The sequence below is a fragment of the Mesorhizobium sp. M0037 genome, from assembly GCF_040323635.1.
Lineage (GTDB): Bacteria > Pseudomonadota > Alphaproteobacteria > Rhizobiales > Rhizobiaceae > Mesorhizobium.
Genome location: NZ_JAMYVB010000013.1, coordinates 127011 through 152591, shown reverse-complemented (window position 1 = coordinate 152591; position 25581 = coordinate 127011). Strand labels below are relative to the sequence as shown.

The following is a 25581-nucleotide window of genomic DNA, read 5'->3' as shown; positions in this document are numbered from 1 at the left end:
GATTGAACCGCATTAGAGCAATTGCCGTATTTATCTCTTCACCGAATCGGACCTCTCCACCGGAAACGGCTTCCCCGAAATGCACAGTCTCAAGCGGTTCATCCCCGCCTCGTTTGTCGTCCTGTGGGCGACAGGTTTCATCGGCGCGCGCTACGCCATGCCCTGGGCGGAGCCCTTCACCTTTCTGGCGGCCCGCTTTGTCATCGCCGCCTTGCTGCTCGCCGGCCTGATGCTCGTGCTTGGCTCGAAGCGAGCCACAAGGGCAGAAGCGCTTCACGCCACGGTCTCTGGCATCCTCATGCATGGCATCTATCTCGGCGCGGTGTTCTGGGCGATCCACAGGGGCATGCCCGCCGGGCTTTCGGCGCTGATCGTCGGCCTGCAGCCACTGATCACGGCCGTGCTTGCCGGCCGGTTCCTCGGCGAGGCCATCCTGCCGCGCCACTGGGCCGGCCTTGCCGTCGGCCTTGTGGGGGTGATCATCGTGCTGTGGCCAAAGCTCGGCGCTCTCGGCGGCGGCGTTACGCCCGAAACCCTGGCGGCGTCGCTGGTCTCGGTGCTGGGCATGAGCGCCGGGACCATCTGGCAGAAGCGCTATGCCTCGGGTGGCGACCTGGTGGCGGCGACGATGTGGCAATATATCGGCGGCGGCTCGCTGATGATCCTGGCTTCGCTGGCCCTTGAGACCCACACGGTGATCATCAACGGCGAACTGATCTTCGCCATGGCCTGGCTGGTCCTGGTGCTGTCGATCGGCGCCATCTTCTTGCTGATGGTGATGATCCGCGACGGCGAGATGTCGAAGGTCGCGTCGCTGTTCTACCTGGTGCCGGCCGTCACCGCTGTCATCGCCTGGGCGCTGTTCGGCGAACGGCTCAGCCTCGTGCAGATCGTCGGCATGGCAATCGCGACGCTCGGCGTCGGGCTGGCCACGGCTCGGCCAGCCAAAACCTAGCTGCCGACACGCGCGCGCGCTTCGAGAAAGCGGCTGATCGCTGCATTGAGTTCGCCGCCGAGGATGAAGATCGCCGACAGCATATAGAGGAAAACCACGGCGATCATGATCGAGGCGAGGCCGGCATAGGTCGTCACATAGGACGAGAAATGGTCGAGGTAGGTCGCGAACATCGTCGAGCCGACAAGCCACGCAGCCAGAGTGAAAATGATGCCAGGCACCAGCGAGACAAAGCGGCGCTTGCCCGCCGGCAGCCAATAGTGGACGGCAAACAAGCCACCAATGATGACGGTTGAGGCGATGACGTAACGCCACAGCGTGATCGTGCCCGTATAGGGTTTGATCCACTCGAAATGAGCTTCCGCCAGCCGCGCCAGCAAGGGCGCAAAGACCAGGAGCACGCTGATCGCCAGGAAACCGGCCGTCGCGATCAGCACGAAGAAAATGCTCTGCACCCGGCGGTAGATGATGCCGCGCGTTTCGGCGACGCGGTAGGCGCGGTTGAGCGAGGTGCGCAGCGCCTCGATGCCGTTGGAGGCGAAATAGGCCGCCAGCAGCACGCCGTAGGTCAAAAGATCGGTGCGCCGCACGGTCAGCACGTTGAGCACTTCGCGCGCGATAGGCTTGGCGATCTGTTCGGGCCAGGTGTCGAAGACCAGGTGCACGGCAGTATCGGCGAACGCCTGCGCGCCGAGGAAGCTCGCCAGCGTGGTGGCGAAGATCAGGAACGGGAACAGCGCCATCAGCGAAGTGATCGCCAGATGGCTGGCCATGGCCCAGCCGTCATCGGTGTTGAAATGGCCAAGCGCGTCATAGAGCACGCGGCGCAGCACGACGATATTCCGCATCAAGAGCCGCGTTCCCTTCGATTGTCTCGACGCCGCGAATATGGGAAGGGATTGTGGCAAATGGCAACCCTTGCTCAAACCACGGTCCCGCCTGCCAAAGAGTTGCGCACCATCATCGTCACCGGCGCCTCGTCCGGGATAGGCGCCCACTGCGCCCGTGCGCTGAAGGCGGATGGCTGGCGGGTGCTTGCAACGGCGCGCAAGCCTGAAGACATAGCCGCACTCGAAGCAGACGGCATCGAAGCGTTTTACCTCGATTACCGTGAGCCGGACTCTATCGAAGCCCTTGTGGGCTCGGTGCTGGAGCGGACAGGCGGACGCCTCGACGCCCTGTTCAACAACGGCGCCCATGCACAGCCCGGCGCCGTGGAAGACCTGCCGGTTGCGGCATTGCGCGAGCAGTTCGAGGCCAATTTCTTCGGCTGGCACGACCTCACCCGACGCATCGTACCGGTAATGCGTCGCCAGGGACATGGCCGCCTCGTTCATTGTTCCTCCATCCTTGGGCTCGCGCCGGTGCCTTTTCGCGGCGCCTACTCAGCCTCCAAGCACGCGCTCGAAGGCCTGATGCTGTGCATGCAGCAGGAACTCAGGGGCAGCGGCATCCATGTCTCGCTGATCGAACCGGGGCCAGTGACCTCGAAAATCGCCAGCAACGGGCTGTTCTGGTTCCTGAAGAACATCGACCACAAGAATTCCGTCCACCACCTCGCCTATGCCTCGCAGCTGGCGCGGCTTCGGGCCGGCGGCAGCTCATCGCGGCTGAAAAAGGGGCCGGAGGTGGTCTATGCGGCCTTGCGCCATGCACTTCTGTCGCGGCGCCCGCGCCCGCACTATGTGGTAACAGTGCCGGCCAGGATCGGCGTGATGCTCAAGCGCATCCTGCCGGCATCGATGCTCTACCGCGTTCTGGCCAGACGCGCCTGACCGCAACAGAACTGGGAACAGATCATGGCAACCGTCATCAAAGTCCTCCTCGTCCTCGTCATGGTCGCCGTGGTGATCGTGCTTGTCCGCGGCCTCATCAACATGATGCGCGGCGGCTCCGGTGTGAGCTCGAACAAGCTGATGCAGGCGCGCGTGCTGTTGCAGGCGCTGGCGTTGGCACTGATCCTGCTGGTGGTGTACTTCACCCGCAAGTGACGGCCGTTCGGGAGGCGACGTGGTCAAGCTCAACAAGATCTACACCCGCACCGGCGATGACGGCACCACTGGCCTCGGCACCAGTGAACGCAGGCTGAAATCCGACCTGCGCGTCGATGCGTACGGCACCGTCGATGAAGCCAATGCCTGCATCGGCATCGCCCGCCTGCACACAGCGGCAAGTTATCCCGCCATCGACGCCATGCTGTCCCGCATCCAGAACGATCTGTTCGACCTCGGCGCCGATCTCGCCGTGCCCGACGACGGCAAGCCGCTCGGCTACGAGCCGCTGCGCATCATCGCCTCGCAGACCGACCGCGTCGAAAAGGATATCGACCTTCTCAACAAGGATCTGCAGCCGCTCAAATCCTTCGTGCTCAATGGCGGCACGCCGGCGGCGGCAGCACTTCATCTTGCCCGCACCGTGGCGCGACGGGCCGAGCGGATCATGGTGGCGCTGGCGCAGGACCCGGCCGAACATGTCAATCGCGAGGGGCTGAAATACATAAACCGCGTCTCCGACTTTCTGTTCGTCGCCGCTCGTGCGGTCAATGACAACGGAAATGCCGACGTGTTATGGGTGCCCGGCAAGAACCGCTGAATTTTCTCGAAGGCGGGAAAGGGCTTGGGGCATGTTCATCCCGCTTTACGACTCCAACAGGTTGCGCCACATCCGGCTGCAATATGTGACGATCCGCTGATCGCGGCCAACGCGTTGGTCTTTCTCATCACCACGATCGGCGGCGAAAATTTCAACAATGCCGCCGTGCTCGGCCTCGGCTTTATTCCTTCCGTTGTCCACGATACGGCAGAACTCTCGCCCCAATTCGTCGTCATTCCGGAGAGCCTGAGTTACCTCACCTATGCCTTCCTGCATGCCGATATCTTTCATCTCGGCGGCAACATGCTGTTCCTGTGGGTGTTCGGCGACAATGTCGAGGACGCACTCGGCCACATCCGCTACCTCATCTTCTACCTGCTTTGCGCCATCGCCGGCGCCTTCTTCCAGGGGCTCGTCGCCTGGAGTTCGGAGGTTCCGCTGATCGGCGCCTCCGGCGCCATTGCCGGCGTCGTCGCCGCCTATCTGGTCCTCTACCCCCGGGTGAAAGTGTGGGTGCTGGTCTTTGCCCGGATTCCGCTGCGTATCCCGGCCTTCATCCCGCTGATCCTGTGGATCGGCTTCCAGGTGGTGATGTTTGCCGCCGGCGGCGAAAACCAGATATCCTGGGCCTGCCATATTGGCGGCATCATTGCCGGTGGCGTGCTGGTGCTCATTATGCGCAGCCGCGGCGTGCCGCTGCTCGCCGGTGGCGACGGCGAGCCGCAACCCGCCGATCAGCCAGCCGCTTCTACTGGGCCGGCGCCAGCCGGTCCCGCTCCCGTGCAACCTGAGACGCGTTGGGGCCGGGGTGGCGCTTCCGGTCACAAGTGAACCGATTTGGGTGGTTTGGCCGCTGCCGTGGCATATTGACGTGTTGCGTCGCCACAACTACGGAGAGCGCCACCGCTAGGCGGCAGAAGACCAGAATTCGTCCGGCCAGGATTCCGTTTGGCCGGAATTCAGTCAGGAATGTCGGCTTTCGACAACTCTGCGGAGGCGCACGCTGCTATAGCGCGCCCGGATATCTCAGGAGAGGTGACAGACAATGAAGATCCTTGTGCCCGTGAAGCGGGTTGTGGATGCGAACGTCAAGGTTCGCGTCAAGGCCGATGGTTCGGCGGTGGAACTCGCCAACGTCAAGATGGCGATGAACCCGTTCGACGAGATCGCGGTGGAAGAGGCGCTCCGGCTGAAGGAAGCCGGCAAGGCCGAAGAGATCATCGTCGTTTCGGTCGGCCCGCAGCAGGCGCAGGAAACGCTCCGCACCGCGCTCGCCATGGGCGCCGACCGCGCCATCCTGGTCAAGACCGACGAGCAGACCGAGCCGCTCGGCGTCGCCAAGGTGCTGAAGGGCGTCGTTGACGCCGAACAGCCCGGTCTCGTGATCCTCGGCAAGCAGGCGATCGATGATGACTCGAACCAGACCGGCCAGATGCTGGCCGCCCTGCTCGGCTGGGCACAGGGCACTTTCGCCTCCAAGGTCGTGATCGACGGCGACAAGGCCAAGGTGACGCGCGAAGTCGACGGCGGCCTGCAGACGGTGGAACTGAAGATGCCGGCGATCATCACCGCCGATCTTCGCCTCAACCAGCCGCGCTATGCCTCGCTGCCCAACATCATGAAGGCCAAGAAGAAGCCGCTCGACGAAAAGAGCCCGGCCGATTACGGCGCCGACGTCAAGCCGCGCCTGAAGGTGCTCAAGACCGAGGAGCCCAGCGGCCGCAAGGCGGGCGTGAAGGTCAAGAGCGTCGCCGAACTGGTCGACAAGCTGAAGAACGAAGCCGGCGTGCTCTGAGACTGGAAGGAACAGATAAAATGACCATTCTCCTCATCGCAGAACACGACAACGCAAGTCTTTCCGACCAGACCGCCAAAGCGCTCTCGGCGGCGCTGCAGATCGGTTCGGACGTGCATGTGCTGGTGGCCGGCAAAGGCGCCAAAGGCGCTGCCGACGCCGCCGCCAAGCTCAAGGGCGTGAGCAAGGTGCTGCTGGCCGAGGCCGACGAACTGGCCGAGCGCCTCGCCGAACCGCTCGCCGCACTCGTTGTCTCACTGGCCGGCGCCTACGACACCATAATCGGGCCGGCGACCTCGTCGGGCAAGAACGTCTCGCCGCGCGTGGCGGCCCTGCTCGATGTCGCGCAGGTCTCCGAGATCATCGAAGTGGTTTCACCAGACACGTTCAAGCGGCCGATCTATGCTGGCAATGCGATCCAGACGGTGCAGTCTACCGACGCCAAGAGGGTCATCACTGTGCGCACCGCCTCCTTCCAGGCTGCCCCCGAGGGCGGCTCGGCAGCTGTCGAGACGGTGAAGGCCGCGGCCAATCCCGGCCTCTCCACTTTCGTCGAGAACAAACTCTCGGAAACCGACCGTCCGGAACTGACCTCGGCCAAGATCATCATTTCGGGCGGCCGCGCGCTCGGCTCCTCGGAAAAGTTCCAGGAAGTCATCCTGCCGGTCGCCGACAAGCTCGGTGCAGCCGTTGGCGCCTCGCGCGCTGCCGTCGACGCGGGCTACGCCCCGAATGATTGGCAGGTCGGCCAGACCGGCAAGGTCGTGGCGCCTGACCTCTATATTGCCGTCGGTATTTCCGGCGCCATCCAGCACCTTGCCGGCATGAAGGATTCGAAGGTCATCGTCGCCATCAACAAGGACGAAGAGGCGCCGATCTTCCAGGTTGCCGATTATGGCCTGGTCGGCGACCTGTTCGTCATCCTGCCGGAACTGCAAAAGGCGCTTTGACGCTTTCTGCCAAAGCGTATTAAATTGTGAAAGGGTGGGGTAGACGAAGCTGCCCCACCCTTTTAGTTTGCACTGCACAAAAAGCAGGCCGCAAAGGCCTTTTCGACGGGATCGCTGCAAATGGCCAAGATCGAGACGATCGGCATCATCGGCGCCGGCCAGATGGGCGGCGGCATCGCGCATGTATCAGCACTTTCGGGTTTCAAGGTGCTGATCTACGACGTCTCGCCCGACCGTATCGAGAAGGGCATTGCCACGGTCAGCGGCAACATGGCCCGCCAGGTCGGCTCCGGCAAGCTTGAGGAAAAGCTGCGTAACGAAGCGATGGCGCGCATTTCCGCAGCCCCCACCATGGCTGATCTCGCCGGTGCCGATCTGGTGATCGAGGCGGCGACCGAGGACGAGACGGTCAAGCGCAAGATTTACGCGCAGCTCTGTCCCCAGCTCAACCCGGAAGCCATTCTGGCGACCAACACCTCGTCGATTTCGATCACCCGGCTTGCGGCGCAGACCGACCGTCCCGAGCGTTTTATCGGCATACATTTCATGAACCCCGTGCCGCTGATGAAGCTGGTCGAACTGGTGCGCGGCATCGCTACCGAGGATCAGACCTTCGAGGCGGCCAAGGCCTATGTGAAACAGCTCGACAAGACGATCACCGTCTCTGAAGATTTTCCGGCCTTCATCGTCAACCGCATTCTGTTGCCGATGATCAACGAGGCGATCTACACGCTCTATGAGGGGGTCGGCTCGGTCGATGCCATCGACACCGCCATGCGGCTCGGCGCCAACCATCCGATGGGACCGCTGCAGCTCGCCGATTTCATCGGCCTCGACACCTGCCTGTCGATCATGCAGGTGCTGCATGACGGCCTGTCGGATTCGAAATATCGCCCCTGCCCGCTGCTGGTGAAATATGTCGAGGCCGGCTGGCTCGGCCGCAAGACCGGGCGCGGCTTCTACGACTATCGCGGCGAGCATCCGGTTCCGACGCGCTAACCACCAGAACGAAAGTTCCGTGCTCCCTCAGGACGCCGCTGCAAGCGGCGGCTCTGCTTGGCCTCTTGACCCGGTATCGTCAGGCGCCACGGAAACACAGCCGCGGCCGGCGGCCTTGGCCGCATAGCAGGCAGCATCGGCCCGGGCGATGATCTCGTCGACTTCACCGCTGTTGCTGTGGATTGGCGCCAGCCCGATGCTGGCATCGATCGCATGCGGCCGGCCGTCCCAGCTGAACTGCAGGCCGCGGATGGCGTCGATGACAGAGCGTGCGGCAATCCTGGCGCCGGCGCTCGGCCCGGCTTTCAGGATGACCGCGAATTCGTCGCCGCCGAGGCGGGCCACGATATCCTCCGGCCCAAGCGCACCGCGAATGGCCTCGGCAACCCGCTTCAGCAAGGCGTCGCCGGCGGCGTGCCCGCCAGTGTCGTTGACCAGCTTGAAATGGTCCAGATCGATGAACATGAAATGATGTTCGCCCGCCGACCTGGCTGTGCCGGCCTTGCGGCTCCGGTCGACCAGTTCCTCCATGGTGCGGATAAAGCTCGAACGGTTGGCAAGGCCGGTCAGCGCATCATGCGCGGCGGCATAGGCGAGCTGGCGCTGCAAGGCGCGCGCATCGGTGAAGTCCTGGAAGACGATGACAAGACCGCAGAACTCCTGGCGGTCGTTCATGATCGGCGACACCACCTGGCGGATGCTGCAGCGTGTGTCGTCGCGACGGATGAGGACGGCGCGACTGTTCTGGTCGGCAGGGCTGGCGCTGCCGAGCGCCGGCCGCGTCATGCCGATCCTTTGCCCGGTTTCTTCGTCCACCGCCCAGTAGACATGGCCAAGCGTCTTGCCGAGCGCCTCCGCGCCAACAACGCCGGTGAGCTTTTCGGCGACCGGGTTCATGAAGGTGATGCGGTTGGCGGCATCGGTGCAGATGACGGCGTCGCCGATCGACTGCAGCGTCACCCTCAGCCGCTCCTTCTCGTCGGCCAGCATTGCCGCCGATACGATGAGGCTTTCCTCGGTTTGCTTGCGCTGGGTGATATCGGTCAGGCTGCCGATGGCCCTGACCAGCCGTCCGTCCTTGTCGCGTTCGAGCGTCTTGCCGCGGTCGAGGATCCAGACCCAGTGGCCATCCTTGTGGCGCATCCGGAACTCGGCTTCGAAGAACGGTGTCCTGCCCTCCAGATGGGCACGATCGGCTTCGGCGACGTTTTCGCGATCGTCGGGGTGGATCATCGCCAGCCAGCGGTCGGGGTCGCCGTCCAGTTCGCCATCGGCATAGCCCAGCATCTTCACCCAGGTGGCGGAGTAGGTGGTGCCGCCCTTCCGCATATCAAGATCCCAGACGCCTTGTCCGGCGCTGGCCAGGGAAAATTCCAGCGCGTTTCGGCTTCGGCTATGCGCGCCTCGGATTGCTTGCGCGCATCGATATCCTCGATCTGGGAGACCAGGTAGAGCGGGCTCCCGCTCTTCTCGTCGCGAATGACGGAACCGGCAAGATGGGCCCATACCGGCGTGCCGTCCTTCCTGAGGTAGCGCTTTTCGAAGTGGAAGGCGTTGACGGTGCCCGCCCGCATGCCGTCCATCGTCTCACGGCCGATCTGCACATCGTCGGGATGGGTGATCTGAAAGAAGGTCAGCGCCTCGATCTCCTGCTTGCTATAGCCGAGCATGGCGGCGAAGGCCGGGTTGGTTTCATGGATGCGGCCGTCGAGGCCGACAATGGCGATGCCGATCGCCGAATCCTCCATGGCGCGGCGGAAACGCTGCTCGCTTTCGGCGATCTGCCGGCGGTCGTCCAGTATCCGGTAAATGAACAGGGCGGCGAGAATCAGCGCAACGGCGGCGACCGGCACCGATATCTGCAGGCAGAGTTTCAGCACTTCGGCGCTGACATCGAGCCGCGACAGCAGGAGCGCGACCACGGCAGCGCAAAGCCCTCCGGCCGCAAGCACCAAAGCCACGTGACTGTCAGCCCGCAGGCTTTTTCGCTCTCGTCGCATCACTGTGCATGCCACCCCATGCGCAACACATTTCTGCAAAAAACACTGGATGATCGATTTTAAGGAAAGGTTGCGCCGGAGCCACCGGCAACACGGTGAACCCGCAAACAATTGCCGGCATGATTAAGGATCGGTGATTATTGGGCGATCTTGAACCGCCCGGTCACCAGCGCACGAAGAACCGTCCCCCGAGCGCGCCCAGACCGGCGAGGACGGCGATGGCGAGCGTGTACCAGGTGGCGACGAAAAGCGGCGAATCGTCGAAGCAGTGCGCGGCGTAGAAGGTTGCCGCCAGGCCGCCGGCGAGCAGTCCCGCGACCGCCCCGGCCAACACCGGCCGCGTCGGCGCGCCATAGCGCAGCATCCACAGGAAGACGGCAAGCGGGCCGATTCCGATCAGCGGGATGAAGCCCATGCAGATCATCATGTTGGAGCCGACCATGCGCGTGCTCCACATCGGCTCCGGCACCATGAACAGTTCGAGAGCCACCGCCACGGCCACCAGCAGCGGCGCCGCCAGCATCCAGGCCGCGGCTCTTGCCGTCGAAGCGCCCGGCGTCGACAACGCCCGGACCAGGCCAAAGGCGGTGACGGCGAGCACGATGGTGAACACGAACTTCGCCAGGAACCGCATCGTGTGCATGGCGGTCATGATGTCGGGACGCGGGCCGATGGTGAGAAAGAAGACCAGAGCCGCGATCACCGCCGCGGCTGCCGCCGCCATCAACCAGGCCGAGCGCAGCGGCATCGCCTTGCTGCTTGTGTCGGCGTCGAGTGCCTTGATGAGATCCTCCGTCCTCATGTCACTGCCGCCCGAAGCGCCCCTGCCCAAATCGCTTGGCGATCGCGGCAAGCCCGCGATGCAGCGACACCCGCACCGCCGTCTCGCTGACGCCGAGCCTGGCCGCCGTCTCGCCGATGGAGCGGCCGTCGACCGAGATCGAAGAAACGACGGAACGCTGCGCAGCCGGCAGTCCGTCCAGCGCCCGGTTGATGTCGCGTTCGCTGACGGTCTCGGTTTCCGGCTCGGCAAAGGTCTCGGCGATCTCGTCGATCTCGATTTCGATGCGCCGTCCGCGCCGCCGGAAAGCATCGATCAGCTTGAAGCGGGCTATCGCATAGATCCATGGCAACACCGGCGCGTCCTGGCGCCAGGTATGCCGTTTCACATGAATGGCCAGCAAGGTTTCCTGCACGACATCCTCGGGATCGACCCCGCCCTGTACGATCTTGCGCCTCGCAAAGCCGCGAACCAGCGCGGCGATCCGGTGCAAAAAGTCGGCGTAGGCCCTTTCATCTCCCGCGATCGCGGCCCGCATCAGCCGGGAAAGCTCGGCCTCATCCTTGCCGCTCACAAGAGTTCACTCCCCGATCTTCGCGCCTCGGCACCGATTTGTTACGTGTCCGGCGAAATGATGTCCAAGCCAAAGTGCCGCAAAATCACGAAAGTTTGCGGGAGCGGCGACCGATTGAAGCAGCCGAGCAATGTTGACTACTGCTGTCAGGTATCGATAGGTGCAGCCTGCGAAACCAGAACCACCGAGATTGAGGATGACGCCATGAGATACACGCTCTCCACCCTAGCGGGGGCCACAGCGCTGGCCGTGAGCATGATCGCCGGGCCGGCGATGGCCGCGGATGCCGGGATCATCGTCTACAACGCCCAGCATGAGAGCCTGGCCAAGGAATGGGTCGAAGGTTTCACCAAGGAAACCGGCATCAAGGTCACGCTGCGCAATGGCGGCGACAGCGATTTCTCCAACCAGATCGTCGCCGAGGGCGCTTCTTCGCCGGCCGACGTGTTCCTGACCGAGAACTCGCCGGCCATGACTCTGGTCGAAGCGGCGGGCCTTTTCGCGCCGGTCGACGCCGACACGCTGGCGCAAGTCCCGGCCGAATTCCAGCCGAGCACCGGCAAATGGGTGGGTGTCGCGGCGCGCAGCACCGTCTTTGCCTACAACAAGACCAAGCTCACGGCCGAAAAGCTGCCCAAATCGATGCTCGATCTCGCCGATCCCGCCTGGAAAGGCCGCTGGGCAGCCTCGCCTTCCGGCGCCGATTTTCAGGCCATCGTCAGCGCGCTGCTCGAGCTCAAGGGCGAAGCCGCAACCGCCGACTGGCTGAAGGCCATGAAGGAGAATTTCACCGCCTACAAGGGCAACGGCACGGTGATGAAGGCGGTCAATGCCGGCGAGATCGAAGGCGGAATCATCTACCACTATTACTATTTCGGCGATCAGGCAAAGACCGGCGAAAACAGCAAGAACGTCGAACTGCATTATTTCAAGAACCAGGATCCCGGCGCTTTCGTCTCGATCTCCGGCGGCGGCGTGCTCGCCTCGAGCAACCACCCGAAGGAAGCCCAGGCGTTCCTCAAATGGGTGACCGGCAAAGGCGGCCAGGACGTGCTGAAGACCGGCACGTCCTTCGAATACGCTATCGGCAAGGACGCGCAGTCCAATCCCAAGCTGGTGCCGCTGGCCGACCTGCAGGCGCCGAAGGTCGATCCGGCGACACTGAACTCCAAAAAGGTGACCGACCTGATGACGGCAGCCGGCTTGCTTTAGTCCGCGTTCGTCCTAAAAGGGCAACGTTTGCGCTCCTGCGAGGCTTTCCGCAGGAGCGCTCTGTTTTCGGGATGGCTTCGTCCATGACGACATATTGCGTTTCCGGCCGCGCCTGCGGCGCCCCCGCCCCGGCGGCAGTGGCGCGGTCGAGCTGATGCAAACTGCCGTCGATCTCGCACGTTCAGGCCAGACAGTCGGGCGGTCCCGCCGGAAGCCCATGTCCTGGATCGCGCTTGCCGCCATAATTGTCTCGCTGCTGTCGCTGCTGCCGCTGGCGTTCATCATCTGGATCGGTGTGCAGATCGGCTGGGACACTGCTTCGGCCCTGGTCTTCCGGCCGCGCGTCGGCGAACTTCTGGTCAACACCGTGCTTCTGGTGGCGCTCACCGTGCCGATCGCCACCGTGCTGTCGGTGACGCTGGCATGGCTGACCGAGCGCAGCGACCTGCCCGGCGCCCGCCTGTGGGCTTGGCTGTCGGTGGCGCCGCTCGCCATCCCCGCCTTCGTGCATTCCTACGCCTGGATCACCATGGTGCCGACCTTGCACGGCCTGTGGGCCGGCGTGCTGGTCTCGGTTCTCGCCTATTTCCCGTTCCTCTATCTGCCGCTGGCGGCGGCTCTGCGCCGGCTCGATCCTGCTTTGGAGGACGCAGCCGCAGCACTCGGCCTTGGACCATGGCGGGTGTTTTGGCGTGTCGTGCTGCCGCAGCTGAGACTGGCCATTTGCGGCGGCGCGCTGCTGGTCGGCCTGCATCTGCTGGCCGAATACGGCCTCTACGTCTTCATCCGCTTCGACACTTTCACCACGGCGATCGTCGACCAGTTCCAGTCGACCTTCAACGGTCCCGCCGCCAACATGCTGGCCGGCGTCCTGGTGACTTGCTGCTTCGTGCTGCTCGCGCTGGAGGTGCTGGTGCGCGGCGAGGAACGCTATGCCCGCGTAGGCTCGGGTGCCGCGCGCCGCCAGCAGCGCACCAGGCTCGGTCGCGCCACCCTGCCCTGCCTGGCTCTGCCTGCCATCGCCACGCTTCTCGCCATCGGCGTGCCCTTCGTCACCATCGGCCGCTGGCTGGTCGCCGGCGGCGCCGATGTCTGGCGTTTGGACGAGATCGGCCTGGCGCTTGGCCAGACACTGTTCCTGGCGCTGGCCGGCGCCTTGCTTGCGACCATCGCCGCCATGCCGATGGCCTGGATCTCGATCCGCGCGCCGGGACCGCTGCAGCGGCTGCTCGAAGGCTGCAACTACATTGTCGGTTCGCTGCCCGGCGTGGTCATCGCGCTGGCCTTGGTCACCATTACCGTGCGCATCGCCATGCCGCTCTACCAGACGCTGTTCACAATCCTGGTCGCCTATGCCCTGATGTTCCTGCCGCGCGCCTTGATCAGCCTCAGAGCCTCGATCGCACAGGCGCCGGTCGAGCTCGAACGCGCCGCCGCCAGCCTTGGCCGGCCGCCGCTGAAGGCGCTTTGGTCGACAACGATTCGCCTGTCGGCGCCGGGGGCTGCGGCCGGCATGGCGCTGGTCGCGCTCGGCATCATGAACGAGCTGACCGCCACCCAGATGCTGGCGCCCAACGGCACGCGCACGCTGGCCATGGCGTTCTGGTCCTATAGCGGCGAGATCGACTATGCCTCCGCCGCCCCTTACGCCTTCATCATGGTGGCGATGTCGCTGCCGCTGACTTGGCTGCTCTATGTCCAGTCGAAACGGATGGCCGGGCGATGAGCTTTCTCGAAATCAGTGGCCTCACCAAGCACTACGGCCCGGTCGCAGCCCTTGCCGGCATCGAGCTCAGCGCCGCAAGCGGCAGTCGCACCGCGATCGTCGGCCCGTCCGGCTGCGGCAAGACGACGTTGCTGCGGCTGATCGCCGGCTTCGAGGCGCCCGACCAGGGCCGCGTCGTGCTCGACGGCGAGGTGCTGGCCAATGGCGGCCATGCGGTGCCGGCGCACCGCCGCGGCATCGGCCTGGTGGCGCAGGACGGCGCCCTGTTCCCGCATCTCAGCATCGGCGACAATATCGGCTTTGGCATGGCCCGCGGCGAGGACCAGCGCGCCGAGCGCATCGCCGAGCTCGCCTATACCGTCGGGCTGGACAAGGCGATCCTCAAGCGCCGCCCGCACCAGCTCTCCGGCGGCCAGCAGCAGCGCGTGGCGCTGGCCCGCGCCATGGCGATGAAGCCCAGGCTGATGTTGCTCGACGAACCGTTCTCGGCGCTCGACACCGGTCTGCGCGCCTCGATGCGCAAGGCCGTCGCCGAACTACTCGAAGCCGCCGGCATCACCACCATCCTGGTCACCCACGACCAGGCCGAGGCGCTGTCCTTCGCCAGCCAGGTGGCGGTCATGCGCGACGGAAAGTTCTCTCAGATCGGCACACCGCGAGAACTCTATCTGCAGCCGAAAGACCGCATGGTTGCCGAGTTTCTTGGCGACGCCATCATCTTGCCGGCAAAGATTTCAGGCGGCTTCGCCACCTCCTCGCTTGGTCGCATAGCCGTCGACTCGAAGGAGCGGCGCGACATCGCCCGCATCATGCTGCGACCGGAGCAGGTGCAGGTAAAGCGCACGTCGCGCGAAGGCATGTCGGGTCCTGCGGGCACGATATTCGCCGAGGTGACGGACTCGGAATTCGCAGGCTCGATGTGCACCATTGCCGTGCGGCTGTTGAACAACCCCGATCCGCCGGACGCCGCGGCGATCGGCAGCACACCGCTGACCTTACGCAAGCCGGGAATCGACGCACCTGCCGTCGGCGAGATCGTGCGTCTGACAGTTTCCGGCAAGGCGCATGTCTTCGCCTGAACTGCCGATGCGTCGGATTGGCGCGAGCGGCTGCGTCAATCGACTCGTTTCCCAGCATTGTCGAACCAATGCAGCTTCTCGGCCCTGGCCACGACGCGCAGTTGATCGCCGGGTTTGGCCGTGGCGCGGCCGGCCACACGCACGACGATGCGGTTGCCGCCGGCGGCACAGTGAAGAAAGCTTTCGGCTCCCACAGGTTCGACCGCCTCGACCGCCGCAGGCAGAATAAGCGCGCCGGATGATGCCTCGGCACTGAAGGTGACGTCGGCATCCTCAGGGCGGAAGCCAAGCGTGGCGGCGTTCGTAGGCGCGAAGTCAACCGTCTTGCCGTCGGTCAGCGCCGGACCAGCCGGTCCTTGCGAAAGAGGCAGAAGGTTCATCGGCGGCGCTCCGATGAAGGAGGCGACGAAGGTCGATGCCGGCTTCTCGTAGATGTCGAGCGGCGCGCCCGTCTGCTCGACCAACCCGCCATTCATGACGACGAGAATATCGGCCAGCGTCATCGCCTCAAGCTGGTCGTGGGTGACGTAGACCGAGGTGACACCGAGCGAGCGCTGCAAATTCTTGATTTCGACCCGCATCTGGCCGCGCAGTTTGGCGTCGAGGTTGGAAAGCGGTTCGTCGAACAGGAAGACTTTTGGATTGCGCACGATTGCGCGACCCATGGCCACGCGCTGGCGCTGGCCGCCGGAAAGCTCGCGCGGGCGCCGGTCGAGCAGCGCCGTGAGCTCCAGCACCTTGGCGGTCGAGCGAACCCTGCTGTCGATCTCGTCCTTGGGAGTACCCCGGTTGCGCAACCCGTAGGCCATGTTGTCGTAGACCTTCATATGTGGATAGAGCGCATAGTTCTGGAACACCATGGCGATGTCGCGCTCGGTCGGACCGATCGTGTTGACGATCTTGCCGTCGATGGCGACGGTGCCGGAAGAAATGGTCTCAAGCCCGGCGATCATCCGCAGCAGCGTGGACTTGCCGCAGCCGGACGGCCCAACCAGCACGCAAAGCTCCTTGTCGGGTATGGCGATCGAGACACCCCTCACCGCCTCGACGCCGCCGGGATAGACTTTCTTCACATCCTTCAGATCGATGGTCGCCATCAGCTTCTCACTTTTCGGTATCGACCAGTCCGCGCACGAACCAGCGTTGCATCAGCACCACGATCAGGATCGGCGGCAGTATGGCCATCATCGCGGTGACCATGACCAGATGCCATTGGGTATCGGCATCGGCGAAGGAGACCATCTTTCTGAGTGCGATGACGATGGTGTTCATGTCATTGCTGTTGGTGACGAGCAGCGGCCACAGGTACTGCGTCCAGCCATAAATGAAGAGGATGAGGAACAGCGCCGCGATGTTGGTGCGCGACAGCGGCAGCAGGATGTCGAAAAAGAAGCGCCATGGTCCGGCGCCGTCGACACGCGCCGCTTCCACCAACTCACCTGGGATGGTCATGAAGAACTGGCGAAACAGAAGCGTGGCGGTGGCCGAGGCGATCAGCGGAATGATCAGGCCGGCATAGGTGTCGATCATGCCGAGATCGACCATCACCTTGTAGGTCGGCAGGATGCGCACCTCGACGGGAAGCATCAGCGTGATGAAGATCAGCCAGAAGAAGACCATCCGAAGCGGAAAACGGAAGAACACGATCGCATAGGCCGAAAGGATCGAGATGAAAATCTTCCCCACCGCGATGCCGAGCGCCATGATCGTGGTGTTGAGCAGCAATCGGCCGACACTGACGCCGCCGATGCGGCCGACACCGCCGAACAGCGCCTCGCTGTAATTGTTCCAGACCTGGTCGCCGGGCAAAAGAGGCAATGGCGGCTTGAGGATGGTCTGCAGCGTCTGCGTGGAGGCAACGAAGGTGTAGTAGATCGGGAAAGCGACGATCAGGATGCCCAGGATGAGCACGGCGTGGGCGATGAGGGCGCGAAGCGGGGACTGACCAATCATCGCTCGCGCTCAACCGTAGTGGACTTTGCGTTCCACATAGCGGAACTGGATGGCCGTGAGTGAGATGACGATGACCATCAGGATGACCGACTGCGCGGCCGAATCGCCGAGGATCAAATTGACGAAACCGTCATTGTAGACCTTGTAGACCAGCGTCTCGGTGGCCTTGCCTGGCCCGCCGCCGGTGACGGCATGAACGATACCGAAAGTGTCGAACAGCGCATAGACAGTGTTGACGACCAGCAGGAAGAAGGTCGTCGGTGCGAGCAGCGGGAAGACGATGGTCCAGAAGCGCTTCGTCTCCCCGGCGCCGTCCATGGCCGCCGCCTCTATCAACGTCTTCGGCACCGCCTGCAGCCCGGCGACGAAGAACAGGAAATTGTAGCTGATCTGCTTCCAGGCAGCCGCAGATACCAGCAGGATCATGGCTTGGTTTCCGTTAAGCAAGGGATCCCAGGCGATGCCGAGACCTCTCAAGGCGTAGGCCAGCGAACCGATCGAGGGGTTGAACAGAAACAGCCACAACATGCCGGCAATCGCCGGCGCCACCGCATACGGCCAGATCAGCAGCGTGCGATAAAGGCCTTTGCCGCGCACCACCTTCTCGGCCATGACGGCAAGCAACAGGGCCACACCCATGGCGACCATCGCGGTCGCCAGAGAGAACACCAGCGTAACTTTGATCGAGTTGAGGTAGGCCGGGTCGGCCAGCACCTTGCGAAAATTGGCGAGCCCGACGAACTTGCTCTTCAGCCCGAACGGGTCTTCCCTAAGCATCGACTGGTAGAGCGCCTGCCCGGTCGGCCAGTAGAAAAAGATCAGCGTAATGGCGAGTTGCGGCGCCACCAGCAGGTAAGGCAGGGTCTTGTTGGGAAAGACGACGCGTGGAGACAGGGTGATTCCCTCACTATTCAGGAAATCGTCCACGCGGGTCCGCGTGGACGAGGTTCAACTGACAATCGCTTCAGTTTCCGATCGCTTCCTGAATCGCCTTGTTGCCGCGTGCGACCGCGTTGTCGAGCGCCTGCTGCGCAGTCTGCTGGCCGGCCAGCATCTTCTCGAACTCCTCATTCTCGATGTCGCGCACCTGCGGCAGGTTGACGAGGCGCACGCCCTTCGAGTTCTCGGTCGGCGCCTTGCCCAGCATCTGCAGGATCGGCGTCTCACGGCCCGGGTTCTTGTCATAGAAGCCGGACTTCTTGGTCGCCTCATAGGCAGCGAGCGTCACCGGCAGATAACCCGACTTCTGATGCAGATACTCCTGCACTTCGGTCTTGGACAGGTAGGAGAAGAACGCCGCGACGCCCTTGTATTCCTCGTCCGATTTGTTGCCGAACACCCACAGGCTGGCGCCGCCCGGCGTGGTGTTCTGGGGCGCGCCCTTGGCGTCACTATCATAGGGAAGCTGGCCGATGCCGTAGTTCATGCCCGACTTGACGATGTCACCGAGACCCCCCGACGATTCGGTGAAGATGCCGCATTCTCCGGCAAGAAAGATCTGCTTGGCTTCGGATGTACGGCCGCCATATTTGAAGGTGCCGTCCTTGGCCAGGTCGGCGAGCGCCTGGAAATGATTGACGAAGATCGGCGCATTGATCTTGAGCTCGACGTCGGTTCCGGCAAGTCCGTTCTGGTTGGTGCCATAGGAAACGTCATTCCAGGCAGCGAAGGCCTCAAGGTGGATCCAGGTCAACCAGGTCGAGGTATAGCCGCAGGAAGCGGCGCCGCTCGCCTTGATCTTCTTGGCGGCTTCCCACACCTCGTTCCAGGTCTTTGGCGGATTGTTCACATCAAGCCCGGCCTTCTGGAAGATATCCTTGTTGTAGTAGAGGATGGGCGACGAGGAATTATAGGGGAAGGACAGCATGGTCCCGTCCGGCTTCGAATAGTAGCCGACGATGCCGGGCAAATACTGGCTCTTGTCGAAGGTCACGCCGGCGCTGGTCAGCACATCGGCCACCGGCTTGATCGCACCTTCGGCGGCCATCATGACGCCGGTACCCACGTCGAACACCTGGATGATGTCGGGCGCTTGCCCCGCACGAAAGGCAGCGATGCCGGCATTCAGCGTTTCGGGATAGGTGCCCTTGAAAACAGGGAGAATTTCATAGTCGCTCTGGCTGGCATTGAAATCCTTGGCGATCTTGTCGACCACCTCGGCATTGGCGCCGGTCATTGCATGCCACCAACTGATCTGGGTGGCGGTGAAGGCGGAGGTGGTGGAAAGCAGGGTCAAGGTGGCGGCAACACCGGCCGCAAAGCCGAACAACTTCATGTTTCATCTCCCGTTTGTCATTGGCGAAAGGGGCGCTCCCGCGAACGCAATATGTGTCGCTGATGACAATCGGACAACGGATTTGTTGCTGTTTCGTGAATTTCATACCCGGCTAACTTCGCGCCCCCTCGCTCTGCAACGAGGACAGAGAGAAATGCCAAGCCGGCTCAGCGATACATGGGCGCGGTGGGCCTGCGACGATCGCCGACCGCCGGCGATGCATGAAGGGCCCCCGTGACAGCGCCACGCACCTGTACCATGCGGCCGCCATACCGGCGCTCGGCCAGATCGAGATCGGTAGAGCGGCATCGCGCCAAGCGCTGCTGTGACCCTGTCTGGAATGAGACAGGATCGCCGCAAGGTACAACCCGAAAAACCCGCTGTAGTTGTAGTTCGCATAACCGATTCTTCGTCAAGCGCGACATACTAATCAAGTGGACGGCTTGATTGCTGTGGGAGAGCAGGTGGGGCGAGATGCTGACGGTCTATAATTGTATCGTGCATGAGCACGATCTGAGACTGGTCGCACTGGCAGCGCTCATTTGCGGTATTTCTTCCTTCTCGGCGGTCAACCTGCTTCGCCATGTCGACCGCTCGAGCGAGCGCAACCGCTATACCTGGCTGATGATAGCAGCCACTTCCACCGGCTTCGGCATCTGGGCGACGCATTTCATCGCAATGCTTGCCTTTTCTCCCGGAATCCCCAACGCCTACAATGCGGAAATGTCGGCGCTTTCGCTCGCCGGTTCCGTCGCCCTGACCGCCGCGGGCATGTGGATCGCCACCTTGCGCCGGGGCATCGACTACCCTCTGGTCGGCGGCGCGGTCCTCGGCGCTGGTATCGCCGCCATGCACTATATCGGCATGGCCGCCTTCGAGGTCGAAGGGCGCATCGTCTGGAACCCGCTGCTGGTCGGCGTCTCGGTGCTGACAGGCGTCACCCTCGCCGCGCTGGCGCTGCTGGTCGTGTTGCGACGGCCGTCCATGCAGGCCACAATCGCCGCCGCCATCCTGTTGACGCTGGCGATCTGCAGCCTGCACTTCATCGCCATGGGCGCGGTGTCGATCTTCCCGGACTCCTCCATCCAGATATCGCAGTTCACGGTTGAACCGGTGTCGCAGGCCTTCGCCGCCGCTGCAGTCAGCATGGCTATCCTGGTGCTTTCAGCCGCAGCATTGTGGATCGACCTGCGTTTCCGGCGTCACAAGCTCGAGGCAGAGCGCATGCACGGCCTCGCCAACGCCGCCGTCGAGGGGCTGATCGTCTGCGACGGCGCCCGCATCGTCAGCGCCAATGACAGCATCGCCGCGCTAACCGGCATGGCGCCGGAAGTGCTGAACGCGATGCTGCTTGGCGATCTCTTCGGCGAACGCACCGCGGCCGGCATGTCCGACTGCAGCGGACAGGCACAGGAAGCGGAGCTCAGAGCCCATGACGGCGCCACCATCCCCGTCGAACTTATCGCCAGGAGCATCGACTATTGCGGCAAGCGGCACAGCGTGGTCGCCGTGCGCGACATCCGCGAACGCCGGAAGGCCGAGCAGGAGATACTGCGCCTCGCCCATTTCGACCCGCTGACCGGGCTCCCCAACCGCCGCAGTTTCTCCGGCCGGCTCGAGGCCGAAATTGCCGCAATGGACCGCGGCGGCAAGGGCGGGCATCTTGCGCTGCTGCTGCTAGACCTCGACCGCTTCAAGGAAGTGAACGACCTGTTCGGGCACGGCGCCGGCGATGCCATGCTGCAGAAGGTGGCGCTATGCGCCTCCGCCGTGCTCCGCCACGGACAGATGCTGGCGCGTCTCGGCGGCGACGAGTTCGCCATCATCGCTCCGAACCTTCCCGATCCGCAGGCGGCCGGCCGCATCGCCGAGGCGGTGCTGGCGGCCATGCGCGAGGAAAACCGGCTGTCGGTCGGTGGCGGGCTGGTGTCGGCCAGCATCGGCATTGCACTTTATCCGCTCGACGCCGATGAGCCGACACTCCTGGTCAGCCACGCCGACACCGCGCTCTACCGCGCCAAGGCCGAGGGCAAGGACACCTACCGTTACTTCGAGGCCTCGATGGGCGCCGAGGCGCGAGACCGGCGCGTGATGGAGCACGAACTGCGCCAGGCCATGGCGCGCGATGAGTTTCGCCTCGTCTACCAGCCACAAAAGGAGATCAGCAGCGGGCGGATGGTCGGGTTCGAAGCGCTGATCCGCTGGCGCCATCCGCAGCGCGGCGACGTGTCGCCGGCGACCTTCATCCCGGTGGCCGAAGACAGCGGCGTCATCATCCAGATCGGCGAATGGGTGCTGGCGACGGCCTGCGCCGAGGCTGCGCGCTGGAAGAACCCTCTCACCGTCGCGGTCAATGTCTCGGCGGTGCAGCTCCACAATCCGAATTTCAGCCGCAAGGTGCATGAAGTCCTGCTCGGCTCCGGCCTGACGCCCGGCAGGCTCGAACTCGAGATCACCGAAACGGCGCTGGTCAAGGACATGCCGCGCGCGCTGGCGACCTTGCGCCAGGTGAAGGCGCTTGGCGTGCGTGTGGCGATGGACGATTTCGGAACCGGCTACTCCTCGCTGTCCAATCTCCGCGCCTTCCCCTTCGACAAGATCAAGATCGACGGCTCATTCATCAAATCAGTCGACAGCAACGGCCAGGTGGCAGCCATCGTGCGCGCCGTTCTGGGGCTTGGCCGCGGTCTCGGCCTGCCGGTTTTGGCCGAGGGCGTCGAGACGCTGGGCGAGCTGAAATTCCTCGACGCCGAGGCCTGCGAGATCGGCCAGGGCTACTATCTAGGCCGGCCGAGCCCGATCGAGGCGTTCAGCGAACTGACCGGCGTCGCGGCGCCGGCGGCACAAGAGGACGCCAGCGTCAAACAACGCGGCGGCAGCATCTTGATGCTGCCGCCGGCGGCGGCCCTGCGCTCATCCTAAGGGGCGAGTGCGGCCTCGACCAGGCGCTTGGCATCCGGTCCCGACCATTCCGCCGGTCCGTTCATATGCGCGACCAGGCAGCCTTCGCCATCGATCAGCATGGTGACGGGGAGGCCTAGCGCCAAGCCGCGCGTCTTGACGTCGTTGAACAGCGCCAGCGTCGAATCGCGGTAGTAGCCGAGCGACCCGATGCCGATATCGGCGAGGAACTTCTTCGGCTTCACATCGTCGCCGGCATCGACATTGACCGCGACCACTTCGAAGGCATCGCTGCCCTTTTCCTTCTGCAAGGCGTCGAGCGCCGGCATTTCGGCGCGGCAGGGCGCGCACCACGTTGCCCACAAATTGAGCAGCACGGTCTTGCCGGCATGATCGGCGATCGTCATCGGCTTGCCGTCGGGACCGTTGAAGGCGAGACTTTTCAGCGATTGCGGCGGATCGGCGGGCAGCAATGCCGCCACCTGGCCGGTGGCCGCGGCGGCAACCTTTTTGGCGCGGTCGCTCTTGGCGGCGCAGGCGACATCGTTCTTGCTGTTGCCCGCGCCGGCCGCAGGTGCGCTGCCGGTGGCTGCGTTGTTGCCAGACCCGCTCTCGCTGACATATACCGCGACCGCGCCGGCCAGCACGCCCGCCAGCAAAGCGGCGAGGATCAGGCGCGGGGCCGGGAAGTATCTGTTACCGTCTGCCATTTTCTAAGACTGCTCCGGAGCACGGGTTATAGCGATGAGCGACAAGAAGGCCAGCAACCAGATGTGGGGCGGACGTTTTGCCTCGGGTCCGGCCGCGATCATGGAAGCGATCAACGCGTCGATTTCGTTCGACCGCAAACTCTATGCCCAAGACATAAGAGGTTCGATCGCCCACAGCGAGATGTTGGCTGAAACGGGCATTATTTCGGCGGCCGATCAAGAAAAAATCGCTCACGGGCTGAACACGATCCTGAAAGAGATCGAGGCCGGCACGTTCGAGTTCTCGACCCGGCTGGAAGACATTCACATGAACATCGAGGCCCGCCTTGCCGATCTGATCGGCCCGGCCGCCGGCCGCCTGCACACGGCGCGGTCACGCAACGACCAGGTGGCGGTGGATCTCCGGCTCTGGGTCAAGGACGAGTGCTTTCGCGTCGCCGAGGCGCTGAAGGGGCTGATCTCAGCCTTGCTCGATCGCGCCGAGGAGCATGCGGCGACCGTGATGCCCGGCTTCACCCACATGCAGGCGGCGCAGCCGGTGACCTTCGGCCACCATTGCATGGCCTATGTCGAGATGTTTTCGCGCGACCTGTCGCGCGTCCGCGACGCCATCGAGCGGATGGATGAAAGCCCGCTCGGCGCGGCAGCGCTTGCCGGCACCAGTTTTCCGATCGATCGCCACAAGACCGCCAAGGCGCTCGGCTTCCGCGAGCCGATGCGCAATTCGTTGGACAGCGTCTCCGACCGCGATTTCGCGCTGGAGTTTTTGAGCCTGGTGGCGATCTCCGCCACGCATCTGTCGCGGCTCGCCGAAGAAATCATCATCTGGTCGACGCCGCAATTCGGCTTTGTCAGACTGTCGGACAGTTTCTCCACCGGCTCCTCGATCATGCCGCAGAAGAAGAACCCGGACGCCGCCGAACTGGTGCGCGGCAAGACCGGCCGCGTCACCGGCCATCTCGTCGGGCTGCTGACCGTGATGAAGGGCATGCCGCTGACCTACGGCAAGGACATGCAGGAAGACAAGGAATCGGTCTTCGACGCCGCCGAGACGCTCGATCTGATGCTGGCGGCGATGACCGGCATGGTGCGCGACATGACGGTCAATGCCGCCGCCATGAAGAAGGCCGCCGGCTCGGGCCACGCGACCGCGACCGACCTCGCCGACTGGCTGGTGCGCACGCTGGGCCTGCCCTTCCGTGAGGCACACCATGTCACCGGTCGCGCGGTGGCGGTGGCCGAAGAGAAGAAGGTGAGCCTTGAAAAGCTGTCGCTGGAAGATCTGCAGTCGATCAACCCCGGCATCACGGCAGACATCTTCTCGGTTCTGGCGGTGCAGAATTCGGTGAAGAGCCGCACCAGTTTCGGCGGCACGGCGCCGTCGGAGGTCAGGAAGCAGATCCGCAGCTGGAAAAAGCGCATCGCCAAGGCATGATGCCGGGGTGCAATGCGCCTAAAACTCGGTTAAAAGCGCAGCACATAATGTTTCGGACGGATGGATCGATGACCGCAAGCAGGATTTTGGTGACGCTGACGCTGCTTACGGCGATAGCTGCCGTGACCGCTTGCGGCCGTAAGGCCGGTCTCGACACGCCCTATGAAGCGGCCGTCCAGGCCCGCAAGGACGCCGAGCGCGCCAAACAGCCGGTGCCGCCGGAGCCGGAAAAACCGGTCGTGGACAAGAAGTTCATCCTCGACCCGCTGATCTAGAGCCGATGAGACCGGCTTGGTCTTTCTGGCCAGGTCTCGTGCTAACCAGGTCTCGTGCTCCAACTTCCGGAAACACTCTCGTGAACCATTTCGATTACCGCGACGGCGTGCTCCATGCCGAGGACGTGGCGATACCAGACATCGCCGCAAGCGTCGGCACGCCGTTCTATTGTTATTCGACGGCAACCTTGACCAGACACTACCGGGTGTTCGCCGGGGCCTTTGCCGGGCTCGACACGCTGGTCTGTTACGCCTTGAAGGCGAATTCCAACCAGGCGGTGCTGCGGACGCTGGCAAAGCTCGGCGCCGGCGCCGATACCGTCTCGGAAGGCGAAATGCGCCGCGCGCTCGCCGCCGGAATCCCGGCCAACAAGATCGTGTTTTCCGGTGTCGGCAAGACCGCGCGCGAGATGGATTTCGCGCTCGAGGCCGGCATTCTCTGCTTCAATGTCGAATCCGAGCCGGAGCTTGAATTGCTGTCGGCCCGCGCCACCGCGCTCGGCAAGGTGGCGCCGGTGTCGCTGCGCATCAACCCGGATGTCGACGCCAGGACGCACAGGAAGATCTCCACCGGCAAGGCCGAGAACAAGTTCGGCATTCCCTGGCAACGGGCGCGCCAGGTCTATGCCCGCGCGGCCGGGCTGCCGGGCACCAAGCCCATCGGCATCGATACCCATATCGGCAGCCAGATCACCGAGTTGCAGCCCTTTGACGATGCTTTCGCGCTTCTGGCGGAACTGGTCGGCGCGCTGCGCGCCGATGGCCACCCCGTCGAGCATGTCGATCTCGGCGGCGGCCTCGGCATCCCCTACCGCACCGACAACAGCCCGCCGCCTCTGCCCGATGCCTATGCCGAGATCGTCAGGAAGCATCTGACAAAGCTTGGAGTGAAGGTGATGTTCGAGCCGGGCCGGCTGATCGTTGGCAATGCCGGCATCCTGGTCTCGGAAGTGATCTTCGTGAAGGAAGGCGACGCCAAGAACTTCCTCGTCGTCGACGCCGCCATGAACGATCTGATCCGGCCGACGCTCTACGATGCCTTCCACGACATCAAGCCGGTGGTGCAGCCGCCGGCCGACACGCCGCGCATGGGGGTCGACGTCGTCGGCCCGGTCTGCGAGACCGGCGACTATCTCGGCCTCGACCGTGACCTGCCCCGGCTCAAGTCTGGCGACCTCATTGCCGTCACCACCGCCGGCGCCTATGGCGCGGTGCAATCCGGCACCTACAACACCCGCCTACTTGTGCCTGAGGTTCTGGTCGACGGCGACCGTTTCCATGTCGTACGCCGGCGCCAGACCTATGACGAGCTTATCGGCCTGGATTCGGTGCCCGACTGGCTTGCATAGGAGCCGCCACGGCGGCTGCG

24 protein-coding genes and 1 pseudogene are annotated in these 25581 nt (G+C 63.8%); 15 read left to right on the top strand and 10 right to left on the bottom strand.

All coding sequences use genetic code 11. From position 1 onward, the window contains the following. Nucleotides 1-79 precede the first annotated feature (79 nt). Nucleotides 80-955, top strand: a complete 876-nt coding sequence (locus tag NKJ78_RS20340; RefSeq protein ID WP_023671676.1) for a DMT family transporter — start codon at nt 80-82, stop codon at nt 953-955. Here NKJ78_RS20340 and NKJ78_RS20335 read toward each other — a convergent pair. Further along, nucleotides 952-1803, bottom strand: a complete 852-nt coding sequence (locus NKJ78_RS20335) for a YihY/virulence factor BrkB family protein (RefSeq protein WP_023671675.1) — start codon at nt 1801-1803, stop codon at nt 952-954. The two genes, NKJ78_RS20340 and NKJ78_RS20335, sit on opposite strands and share 4 nt — an antisense overlap. Before the next feature lie 60 nt (nt 1804-1863). Here NKJ78_RS20335 and NKJ78_RS20330 point away from each other — a divergent pair, with 60 nt between their 5' ends. The 7 genes and pseudogenes from NKJ78_RS20330 to NKJ78_RS20300 all read left to right on the top strand — a co-directional run bounded on the left by NKJ78_RS20330 (nt 1864) and on the right by NKJ78_RS20300 (nt 7291). Further along, nucleotides 1864-2730 carry an SDR family oxidoreductase gene (locus tag NKJ78_RS20330; protein WP_352459755.1) on the top strand — a complete coding sequence of 289 codons (867 nt, stop codon included), beginning with the start codon at nt 1864-1866 and terminating at the stop codon, nt 2728-2730. Nucleotides 2731-2754: 24 nt separating this feature from the next. Then, entirely contained in the window at nt 2755-2946 is a 192-nt protein-coding gene (locus NKJ78_RS20325) for a twin transmembrane helix small protein (RefSeq protein WP_023671673.1), read from the top strand. A gap of 19 nt (nt 2947-2965) precedes the next feature. Continuing rightward, nucleotides 2966-3547 carry a cob(I)yrinic acid a,c-diamide adenosyltransferase gene (locus NKJ78_RS20320; protein WP_023698700.1) on the top strand — a complete coding sequence of 194 codons (582 nt, stop codon included), beginning with the start codon at nt 2966-2968 and terminating at the stop codon, nt 3545-3547. Between the two features lie 31 nt (nt 3548-3578). Beyond that, a pseudogene (locus NKJ78_RS20315) lies at nt 3579-4378 on the top strand (rhomboid family intramembrane serine protease). A gap of 214 nt (nt 4379-4592) precedes the next feature. Then, on the top strand, nt 4593-5342 hold the full coding sequence (locus NKJ78_RS20310; RefSeq protein WP_023686691.1) for an electron transfer flavoprotein subunit beta/FixA family protein: 750 nt from the start codon (nt 4593-4595) through the stop codon (nt 5340-5342). Between the two features lie 20 nt (nt 5343-5362). Next, nucleotides 5363-6292 carry an electron transfer flavoprotein subunit alpha/FixB family protein gene (locus tag NKJ78_RS20305; RefSeq protein ID WP_023704307.1) on the top strand — a complete coding sequence of 310 codons (930 nt, stop codon included), beginning with the start codon at nt 5363-5365 and terminating at the stop codon, nt 6290-6292. A gap of 120 nt (nt 6293-6412) precedes the next feature. Continuing rightward, nucleotides 6413-7291: a 3-hydroxybutyryl-CoA dehydrogenase gene (locus NKJ78_RS20300; protein ID WP_023671668.1), complete on the top strand. Its 879-nt coding sequence runs from the start codon at nt 6413-6415 to the stop codon at nt 7289-7291. Nucleotides 7292-7318: 27 nt separating this feature from the next. Here the strand turns inward: NKJ78_RS20300 and NKJ78_RS20295 are convergent, their stop codons facing one another. The 4 genes from NKJ78_RS20295 to NKJ78_RS20280 all read right to left on the bottom strand — a co-directional run bounded on the left by NKJ78_RS20295 (nt 7319) and on the right by NKJ78_RS20280 (nt 10646). Further along, nucleotides 7319-8620 carry a diguanylate cyclase domain-containing protein gene (locus tag NKJ78_RS20295; RefSeq protein ID WP_352562619.1) on the bottom strand — a complete coding sequence of 434 codons (1302 nt, stop codon included), beginning with the start codon at nt 8618-8620 and terminating at the stop codon, nt 7319-7321. Further along, nucleotides 8581-9252 (bottom strand): PAS domain S-box protein, encoded by a 672-nt coding sequence (locus NKJ78_RS20290; protein WP_352562618.1) that lies wholly within the window; start codon nt 9250-9252, stop codon nt 8581-8583. Before NKJ78_RS20290 ends, NKJ78_RS20295 begins: the two co-directional genes overlap by 40 nt. A 202-nt stretch (nt 9253-9454) precedes the next feature. Further along, nucleotides 9455-10093: an NrsF family protein gene (locus tag NKJ78_RS20285; RefSeq protein ID WP_023671666.1), complete on the bottom strand. Its 639-nt coding sequence runs from the start codon at nt 10091-10093 to the stop codon at nt 9455-9457. Between the two features lies 1 nt (nt 10094). Next, nucleotides 10095-10646, bottom strand: a complete 552-nt coding sequence (locus NKJ78_RS20280) for a sigma-70 family RNA polymerase sigma factor (protein WP_023671665.1) — start codon at nt 10644-10646, stop codon at nt 10095-10097. A 204-nt stretch (nt 10647-10850) separates the two neighbouring features. Between NKJ78_RS20280 and NKJ78_RS20275 the strand changes: the two genes are divergently transcribed. From NKJ78_RS20275 to NKJ78_RS20265, 3 genes are all read left to right on the top strand, one after another. After that, complete coding sequence (locus NKJ78_RS20275) at nt 10851-11858, top strand: iron ABC transporter substrate-binding protein (protein ID WP_023737455.1); 1008 nt, start codon at nt 10851-10853, stop codon at nt 11856-11858. Nucleotides 11859-12012: 154 nt separating this feature from the next. Next, entirely contained in the window at nt 12013-13584 is a 1572-nt protein-coding gene (locus NKJ78_RS20270) for an ABC transporter permease (RefSeq protein WP_023737454.1), read from the top strand. Then, nucleotides 13581-14663 (top strand): ABC transporter ATP-binding protein, encoded by a 1083-nt coding sequence (locus NKJ78_RS20265; RefSeq protein ID WP_023686694.1) that lies wholly within the window; start codon nt 13581-13583, stop codon nt 14661-14663. The genes NKJ78_RS20270 and NKJ78_RS20265 overlap by 4 nt, the downstream gene beginning before the upstream one ends. A gap of 35 nt (nt 14664-14698) precedes the next feature. On the opposite strand, the gene NKJ78_RS20260 is transcribed toward NKJ78_RS20265, so the two are convergent. The 4 genes from NKJ78_RS20260 to ugpB all read right to left on the bottom strand — a co-directional run bounded on the left by NKJ78_RS20260 (nt 14699) and on the right by ugpB (nt 18891). Beyond that, a complete protein-coding gene (locus NKJ78_RS20260; RefSeq protein WP_023673333.1) occupies nt 14699-15760 on the bottom strand; it encodes a sn-glycerol-3-phosphate import ATP-binding protein UgpC in 1062 nt (353 codons plus the stop codon). A 7-nt stretch (nt 15761-15767) separates the two neighbouring features. After that, nucleotides 15768-16616, bottom strand: coding sequence for a sn-glycerol-3-phosphate ABC transporter permease UgpE (gene ugpE, locus NKJ78_RS20255; RefSeq protein ID WP_352562617.1), 849 nt, complete (start codon nt 16614-16616; stop codon nt 15768-15770). Between the two features lie 9 nt (nt 16617-16625). Beyond that, nucleotides 16626-17510, bottom strand: coding sequence for a sn-glycerol-3-phosphate ABC transporter permease UgpA (gene ugpA / locus NKJ78_RS20250; RefSeq protein WP_023685330.1), 885 nt, complete (start codon nt 17508-17510; stop codon nt 16626-16628). Nucleotides 17511-17580: 70 nt separating this feature from the next. Further along, the gene (ugpB, locus tag NKJ78_RS20245; RefSeq protein ID WP_023726977.1) at nt 17581-18891 is read right to left on the bottom strand and encodes a sn-glycerol-3-phosphate ABC transporter substrate-binding protein UgpB; all 1311 of its coding nucleotides are present in this window, start codon (nt 18889-18891) and stop codon (nt 17581-17583) included. 474 nt (nt 18892-19365) lie between these two features. Here ugpB and NKJ78_RS20240 point away from each other — a divergent pair, with 474 nt between their 5' ends. Continuing rightward, on the top strand, nt 19366-21813 hold the full coding sequence (locus NKJ78_RS20240) for a bifunctional diguanylate cyclase/phosphodiesterase (RefSeq protein WP_023737452.1): 2448 nt from the start codon (nt 19366-19368) through the stop codon (nt 21811-21813). Here the strand turns inward: NKJ78_RS20240 and tlpA are convergent. After that, nucleotides 21810-22502 (bottom strand): thiol:disulfide interchange protein TlpA, encoded by a 693-nt coding sequence (gene tlpA, locus NKJ78_RS20235; protein WP_023743998.1) that lies wholly within the window; start codon nt 22500-22502, stop codon nt 21810-21812. The genes NKJ78_RS20240 and tlpA overlap by 4 nt on opposite strands. Nucleotides 22503-22536: 34 nt before the next feature. Between tlpA and argH the strand changes: the two genes are divergently transcribed. The 3 genes from argH (at nt 22537) to lysA (ending at nt 25561) form a co-directional block, all read left to right on the top strand. Next, the gene (argH, locus tag NKJ78_RS20230; RefSeq protein WP_023743997.1) at nt 22537-23937 is read left to right on the top strand and encodes an argininosuccinate lyase; all 1401 of its coding nucleotides are present in this window, start codon (nt 22537-22539) and stop codon (nt 23935-23937) included. Between the two features lie 68 nt (nt 23938-24005). Further along, the gene (locus NKJ78_RS20225) at nt 24006-24212 is read left to right on the top strand and encodes a hypothetical protein (protein ID WP_023743996.1); all 207 of its coding nucleotides are present in this window, start codon (nt 24006-24008) and stop codon (nt 24210-24212) included. Between the two features lie 80 nt (nt 24213-24292). After that, complete coding sequence (gene lysA / locus NKJ78_RS20220) at nt 24293-25561, top strand: diaminopimelate decarboxylase (protein ID WP_023743995.1); 1269 nt, start codon at nt 24293-24295, stop codon at nt 25559-25561. Nucleotides 25562-25581: the final 20 nt, after the last annotated feature.

What these genes read in the sequence shown, in the direction of transcription:
- NKJ78_RS20340 (WP_023671676.1), top strand. Translation starts at nt 80, where the DNA reads ATGCACAGTCTCAAGCGGTTCATCCCCGCCTCGTTTGTCGTCCTGTGG.
- NKJ78_RS20335 (WP_023671675.1), bottom strand. Translation starts at nt 1,803, where the DNA reads ATGCGGAATATCGTCGTGCTGCGCCGCGTGCTCTATGACGCGCTTGGC.
- NKJ78_RS20330 (WP_352459755.1), top strand. Translation starts at nt 1,864, where the DNA reads ATGGCAACCCTTGCTCAAACCACGGTCCCGCCTGCCAAAGAGTTGCGC.
- NKJ78_RS20325 (WP_023671673.1), top strand. Translation starts at nt 2,755, where the DNA reads ATGGCAACCGTCATCAAAGTCCTCCTCGTCCTCGTCATGGTCGCCGTG.
- NKJ78_RS20310 (WP_023686691.1), top strand. Translation starts at nt 4,593, where the DNA reads ATGAAGATCCTTGTGCCCGTGAAGCGGGTTGTGGATGCGAACGTCAAG.
- NKJ78_RS20305 (WP_023704307.1), top strand. Translation starts at nt 5,363, where the DNA reads ATGACCATTCTCCTCATCGCAGAACACGACAACGCAAGTCTTTCCGAC.
- NKJ78_RS20300 (WP_023671668.1), top strand. Translation starts at nt 6,413, where the DNA reads ATGGCCAAGATCGAGACGATCGGCATCATCGGCGCCGGCCAGATGGGC.
- NKJ78_RS20295 (WP_352562619.1), bottom strand. Translation starts at nt 8,620, where the DNA reads ATGCGGAAGGGCGGCACCACCTACTCCGCCACCTGGGTGAAGATGCTG.
- NKJ78_RS20285 (WP_023671666.1), bottom strand. Translation starts at nt 10,093, where the DNA reads ATGAGGACGGAGGATCTCATCAAGGCACTCGACGCCGACACAAGCAGC.
- NKJ78_RS20275 (WP_023737455.1), top strand. Translation starts at nt 10,851, where the DNA reads ATGAGATACACGCTCTCCACCCTAGCGGGGGCCACAGCGCTGGCCGTG.
- NKJ78_RS20270 (WP_023737454.1), top strand. Translation starts at nt 12,013, where the DNA reads ATGCAAACTGCCGTCGATCTCGCACGTTCAGGCCAGACAGTCGGGCGG.
- NKJ78_RS20265 (WP_023686694.1), top strand. Translation starts at nt 13,581, where the DNA reads ATGAGCTTTCTCGAAATCAGTGGCCTCACCAAGCACTACGGCCCGGTC.
- NKJ78_RS20260 (WP_023673333.1), bottom strand. Translation starts at nt 15,760, where the DNA reads ATGGCGACCATCGATCTGAAGGATGTGAAGAAAGTCTATCCCGGCGGC.
- ugpE (WP_352562617.1), bottom strand. Translation starts at nt 16,616, where the DNA reads ATGATTGGTCAGTCCCCGCTTCGCGCCCTCATCGCCCACGCCGTGCTC.
- ugpB (WP_023726977.1), bottom strand. Translation starts at nt 18,891, where the DNA reads ATGAAGTTGTTCGGCTTTGCGGCCGGTGTTGCCGCCACCTTGACCCTG.
- NKJ78_RS20240 (WP_023737452.1), top strand. Translation starts at nt 19,366, where the DNA reads ATGCTGACGGTCTATAATTGTATCGTGCATGAGCACGATCTGAGACTG.
- tlpA (WP_023743998.1), bottom strand. Translation starts at nt 22,502, where the DNA reads ATGGCAGACGGTAACAGATACTTCCCGGCCCCGCGCCTGATCCTCGCC.
- argH (WP_023743997.1), top strand. Translation starts at nt 22,537, where the DNA reads ATGAGCGACAAGAAGGCCAGCAACCAGATGTGGGGCGGACGTTTTGCC.
- NKJ78_RS20225 (WP_023743996.1), top strand. Translation starts at nt 24,006, where the DNA reads ATGACCGCAAGCAGGATTTTGGTGACGCTGACGCTGCTTACGGCGATA.